Consider the following 5,038-nt stretch of genomic DNA (forward strand, 5'->3'; position numbering starts at 1 on the left):
TCGAAACCCCATGTGCGGAAGACAGACGTACGGCACCTACTGGACGCAGGACTTCGCCGGTGCCGACCCACGAAACCACTCCGGGTCGAGACGCTCAGCCCACCCTGAGGCGCACGGCCGGCCCTGAGACGCACGCTTCCCCTGTTCCCCCTGACGGATCCTTCCGTCAGTGGTGGCTGCGGCGCCGATGACGGCCGAACGCGCCCGTGCGTTCCTCGGCCGGAGCACCCTCAGTCGGAGCACTCTCGGTCGGGACCGAGGCACTGAGGCGGTCGCTGGGATAGACCTCCGGCTCCGCCAGGGGGCCCGGGCGCATGGCCGCCTGCTCCCGGAGTTCCCGCTGACGGCGCGCCGCGGCCACGTCGCGCACCCCCCGCACGCTCAGCCGACCCCACGCGGTCGAACCGAGAAAGAGGATCACGGCGCCGAGGCCGTAGAAGAAACTGATCCAGACGAGCGCCTGCCGGGCGGACCCACCGAGCGGCCGGCCGAGCGCGCCGAGGTCCCAGGGGCCCGCCAGCGTCGGGCCGACAACAAACCAGGCGCCGGCGACAATCGCGAGCCACGCACCCAGCGCGGCGGTGCCCCGAGTGGAGCTCATCAACAGCAGGAACCCACCGACGAACGCGGCGGCACCCGGCAGCACCTCCAACCAGAAACGGGCCGACGTCCAGGTCCAGGCGCTGTTCGGGGTGAAGGCGAAGTCGAAGTACGGCCCGATGAACGGAATCAGCGCCCCCCACACTCCCAAAAGCATCAGCAGCAGACCACTGACCGCACCCCGGCTGCGGGGAATGTGCCAGGCGCCCAACCAGGGGGAGTCGATGTCGGCGACGTGGGTCATCGGGAGCTCCTTCCGTGGCCAACGCCAGGAACGTGCCCCGCCCGGTGCCGATGAACCCTCGCCGGCGACCAGTCACCACCCGGCGCGCGGAAGAGCCGGGCGGTTTCCCGCCCGCGTCGACGATGACCGACTGGGCGCGGACCATCTCGGCCCGGATCTGCGCCGGTGTGCGATGACTGAACGGCTGGGCGCCTCCACGGGCGTTTACCGTCTCCGACGTACTGGCGGCGACGAGGTGCTTCAGGTTGACCGCGGCGTTGGCGTCACGGTCGATCATCAGCCCGCAGGACTGGCAGGCGAAGATACGGTCCGACAGGGTGAGGCTTGGGTTTCGCCCGCCACAGCCGGAACAGGTCTTCGAGCCCGGCCACGTGCAGGTCCTCGACGACCACGCCGTCATGGCTGGTCGTAAGCCTGGTCGTAAGCTTGCGCAGCCCGTCGCGGCGCTGGTAGGCGACGCGGGCATGGAGGCGACCGAGGGTGGCGGCGCGTCTACGGCGACCGGCACTGCCCGGCCGATCCGGGACAGCTTCACGTGCCGATCCCCAGCCGGACCGTAGGTGCCGGTGGTGTAGCGGAACGAGTCGCGGGCCTTCCCGCGTTTCTTGAACCGGGGAAAGCCGCCCCGGCGGCCCTTCCGCGTGCCCGTGCGGGAGTCGGTGACGTTCTTCAACCCGCGGGCCAGCCGGTCCAGCCCGGCGCAGGACGTCGAGCATCCGCGGTGTCCACACTGGATGCGGACCGTCGTCGATCGTCAGGGCGACCGCGTCCGCGGGCGCTCCCCACCGGGACCCAGAAATGTCCCAGTAGACCATACATCGGAAATCACCGTTGAAAGCGAGACCAAGCCGACAAGAAGCCGTTCGGCCCGCGTGACTACTCCGGAGGATGTTGATCGCCGCGTTCACGCAGGTACTGACCAGGAGGAAGGCGCGGGGGCGCGGACCGCCGACGGCCCTGAAAGCCCGGCGAGACGGTACCCATCGTGCACTCATCCCACGTCAGGCCCTACCACGTCAGGCCACGCCGGTGTCATGCCGTGGATCGGGCGCGCCCTTTCGCCAAGCATGATGTTGAGGCCACGATGTCGACAATCCGGACGAATCGCCGTCTGTTGGCATAAATATGCCACACAGTCCACCGATATCCGACGATCATTAGGCAACGATCGACGCCCGCTGTGCAGGAGGACCGCTCATGGCATGGCCAGCCGCTCCGGCGGGAACCATCCCGGGCACGTCCGTCGCCGGGGCATCCACCACGGAGGCCACCCCGGACCCGGAGCCCCCGGTCTCGCCCGCCCACGTCCCGGCCGCCCACATCCCGGCCGCCCCGGTCTCGGCCACGCCGGGTTCGGCCGCCGCGTCCCCGGTCGGCCAGCGGGTGCGGGTACCCAAGACCGCGGAACTCGTCGCCAGCCAGCTGCGGCGGCGGATCATCCGCGGCGAGCTCAGCGAGGGTGACGCCCTACCGCCCGAACCCACGCTGATGGCGCAGTTCGGGGTCTCGCTCCCCACCCTGCGCGAGGCGTTCCGGGTGCTGGAGGCGGAGGCGCTAATCTTCGTGCGGCGCGGGGCCCACGGCGGCGCGCGGGTCCACACCCCGAGTCCCGAGGTCGCCGCGCGCTACGCCGGTCTCGTCCTCGAACACCGCGGCGCCGCCCTGGGCGACGTCCACCAGGCCTGTGCCGTCATCGAGCCGCCGTGCGCGGCGCTGCTCGCCGAACGGCGTGATCCCGCCGACGTCGCCCGGCTACGCCAGCTCCTCCACGAGGGTGACGAGGCCGCCGACCATCCCGTCGCGCTCGCCTCGGCCCAGGCCGCCTTTCACCTGGCCGTGGTGGAGCTGACCGGAAACAAGACACTGACCGTGATCACCGGGATGCTCCAGCATCTCGTGGAGCTCACGAACAGCCACGGCGGTCACCCCGGTGCCGACAACCGTCCGGAGGAGACCAGTCTCGCCGCGGTCGCCACCGATGACCGATCGTCCGCCCGTGCGACCCGCCGGATACACGCCACGCTCATCGACCTCATCGAGGCCGGCGACACACAGGGCGCCGCCGATCTCTGGCACCGGCACCTCGCCGCCCCCGACCACGCGATCCCCGGCGGTCCGGCCGGCCGGTGCGTGCTGGACCTGCTCAGCTGAATCGAACTGCTGAATCAAACTGTGGAGGGTTGGTCACGGTTTCCAGGCCGCCGGCCGTGCTTAACCCTCCACATTTTCGACGGATCGACGGACCGACGGATGGTGGGTGGCGGGCCACACCGTCCACTGGGTCACCGGTCTCGCCGGGCGCCATCCGGTGAAGCCACCGATCGGGACCGCCCGACTCACTGACAACCGGACCAAATCACCGCCCAGGCGGGCGTGCCAGGAGACGAGGAACGCCTCGGACTCGAGGGTGACGGCGTTGGCGACGAGCCGGCCACGTCCGCCCAGCGCCGCCCAGCAGGCGTCGAGCAGCCCGGGGGTCGTAAGGCCGCCCCCGATGAAGACGGCATCCGGCGCCGGCAGCCCGGCCAGGGCCTCGGGCGCCCGGCCGGGCACGATCCGCAGCGCCGGCACGCCGAGAGCCGTGGCATTGCGCCGGATCCGGTCGGCGCGCTCCGCCCGCGGCTCGATCGCGATCGCACGACAGGTGCCATGGGTGCGCATCCACTCGATCGCGATGCTGCCCGAGCCCGATCCGACGTCCCACAGCAGTTCGCCCGGGACCGGTCCGAGCCGGGCCAGGGTCACCGCCCGGATCTCCCGCCTGGTGAGCTGACCGTCGTGCTCGAACGCGTCATCAGGCAAGCCCGGCGTCCGCGGGCGGTGCGGGGCGGACGGCGTGGGCACCGGCTCGACAGCGACGACGTTGAGGTCCGCCGGCTCGCGCAACGGCACCTGCGGCACGGCCGACCCCGGCGGCACGACCGAGGCGGCCCCGCCCGGGTGCTCCACGGCGGCCCAGGCCCGGGCACCGGCCTCGACCCAGGCGGAGGCGGGGGCGCTCTGGCGCGCCTCGTCCGGCCCCCCGAGCCGGTCGAGAACCGTCAGCAGGCTCTCGCCGTACCCGCGCCCGACGAGCAGGGTGGCGAGCTCGACGGGCGTGGCCCGGTCGGAGCTGAGGACGAGCAGCCGTCGACGCGGCGCCAGTGCGGCCTGCACCTGCGCGAGGGGGCGCCCAACCGCGCTCACCACGTCGACGTCGTCCACGGCCCACCCGAGCCGCGCGCAAGCCAGGGAGAGCGACGAAGGATGGGGCAGGACCCGCACCCGGTGCGCTCCCAGCAGCCGGACCAGAGTGGTGCCGATCCCGAAGAACATCGGATCACCACTCGCGAGAACACAGAGCTCACCCCGCCCCGCCTGACCGCCGGTGCCGGCGTGCCCGGCCAGCAGGCGGGGCAGGGCCGGCAGCAGCGGGGACGGCCACGGCACCCGCCGGCCTCCGACGGGCTGGCCGTCGATCCTTTCGGGCACGAGGGCAAGCTGGCGATCGGCGCCGAACAGCACGGCCGCCCCGCGCACCACCTCACGGGCCGTCGGCGCCAGCCCCGCCCAGCCGTCGGCCCCGATACCTACCACGGTGACGCGCACAGCGGAGGGGATTGAGTCGGCACCGATGTCGGCGGAGCTCACCGGCCCGGGGGACCCGAATCTGGTGACGTCACCGGATCCGGGCGCGGTCGCCGACGTGGCGGCAGTATCAGACACAACAGGCCAGCGTAGCGCGTCGGTCAGGAGGATCAAGAATAGCTGTGCGCCTCGTCCGGACAGACCTGGTCGGCGACCTCCGCCACCTGCCGCGCAACCGCGTCCCACCGAGCCGCGGCGGGTCGCGGGTATATCAGCCGCCGCCGGGCACGGAGGCCGCCGACGGCCAGGGGATGGAAAATCACCACCGTATCGGGTAGCAATTCCTGGTGAAATGCGATCCCCGACACGTTGCACGCCGGCTCCGCGATCGGTGTGGCCTTCGAAGTCCGGATCGCAGACGGACCCAGGAACAGGAAGAGCAGACATCTGTACGCCAGGGTACCAGGAGCGCTCCGAGACCTGCGCATAGGATGGCCGGGTAAATTCTCACATGGCCCGATCGCGCCAGGACGTTTGAAGTCCAAACGCAGCATCGGGCACCATGGATTTGCATTGAAATAACTTGATTATTCTATGTCGGGTCTACGGGAAGTGAACATGTAGTTC

The 5,038-nt window shown here is 71.0% G+C and carries 3 protein-coding genes and 2 pseudogenes; 1 reads left to right on the top strand and 4 read right to left on the bottom strand.

The window, feature by feature from the left end; translation table 11 throughout:
• Positions 1–166: 166 nt before the first annotated feature.
• The 3 genes and pseudogenes from AC08OJ_RS18540 to AC08OJ_RS18550 all read right to left on the bottom strand — a co-directional run.
• On the bottom strand, positions 167–844 hold the full coding sequence (locus AC08OJ_RS18540; protein WP_476596404.1) for a hypothetical protein: 678 nt from the start codon (positions 842–844) through the stop codon (positions 167–169).
• Between the two features lie 286 nt (positions 845–1,130).
• Positions 1,131–1,310 (bottom strand): annotated as a pseudogene (locus AC08OJ_RS18545) (hypothetical protein); the annotation flags it as partial.
• A pseudogene (locus tag AC08OJ_RS18550) lies at positions 1,261–1,839 on the bottom strand (hypothetical protein); the annotation flags it as partial. The pseudogenes AC08OJ_RS18550 and AC08OJ_RS18545, both read right to left, overlap by 50 nt.
• Before the next feature lie 202 nt (positions 1,840–2,041).
• Here AC08OJ_RS18550 and AC08OJ_RS18555 point away from each other — a divergent pair.
• Positions 2,042–2,995 carry a FadR/GntR family transcriptional regulator gene (locus AC08OJ_RS18555; RefSeq protein WP_476596405.1) on the top strand — a complete coding sequence of 318 codons (954 nt, stop codon included), beginning with the start codon at positions 2,042–2,044 and terminating at the stop codon, positions 2,993–2,995.
• A gap of 60 nt (positions 2,996–3,055) precedes the next feature.
• Here the strand turns inward: AC08OJ_RS18555 and cbiE are convergent, their stop codons facing one another.
• Positions 3,056–4,549: a precorrin-6y C5,15-methyltransferase (decarboxylating) subunit CbiE gene (gene cbiE / locus AC08OJ_RS18560; protein ID WP_476596406.1), complete on the bottom strand. Its 1,494-nt coding sequence runs from the start codon at positions 4,547–4,549 to the stop codon at positions 3,056–3,058.
• Positions 4,550–5,038 lie beyond the last annotated feature (489 nt).

This window comes from Frankia sp. CgKIO3 (assembly GCF_977946435.1).

Coding starts and splice junctions, on each gene's coding strand:
- AC08OJ_RS18540 (WP_476596404.1), bottom strand. CDS start 844: ATGACCCACGTCGCCGACATCGACTCCCCCTGGTTGGGCGCCTGGCAC.
- AC08OJ_RS18555 (WP_476596405.1), top strand. CDS start 2,042: ATGGCATGGCCAGCCGCTCCGGCGGGAACCATCCCGGGCACGTCCGTC.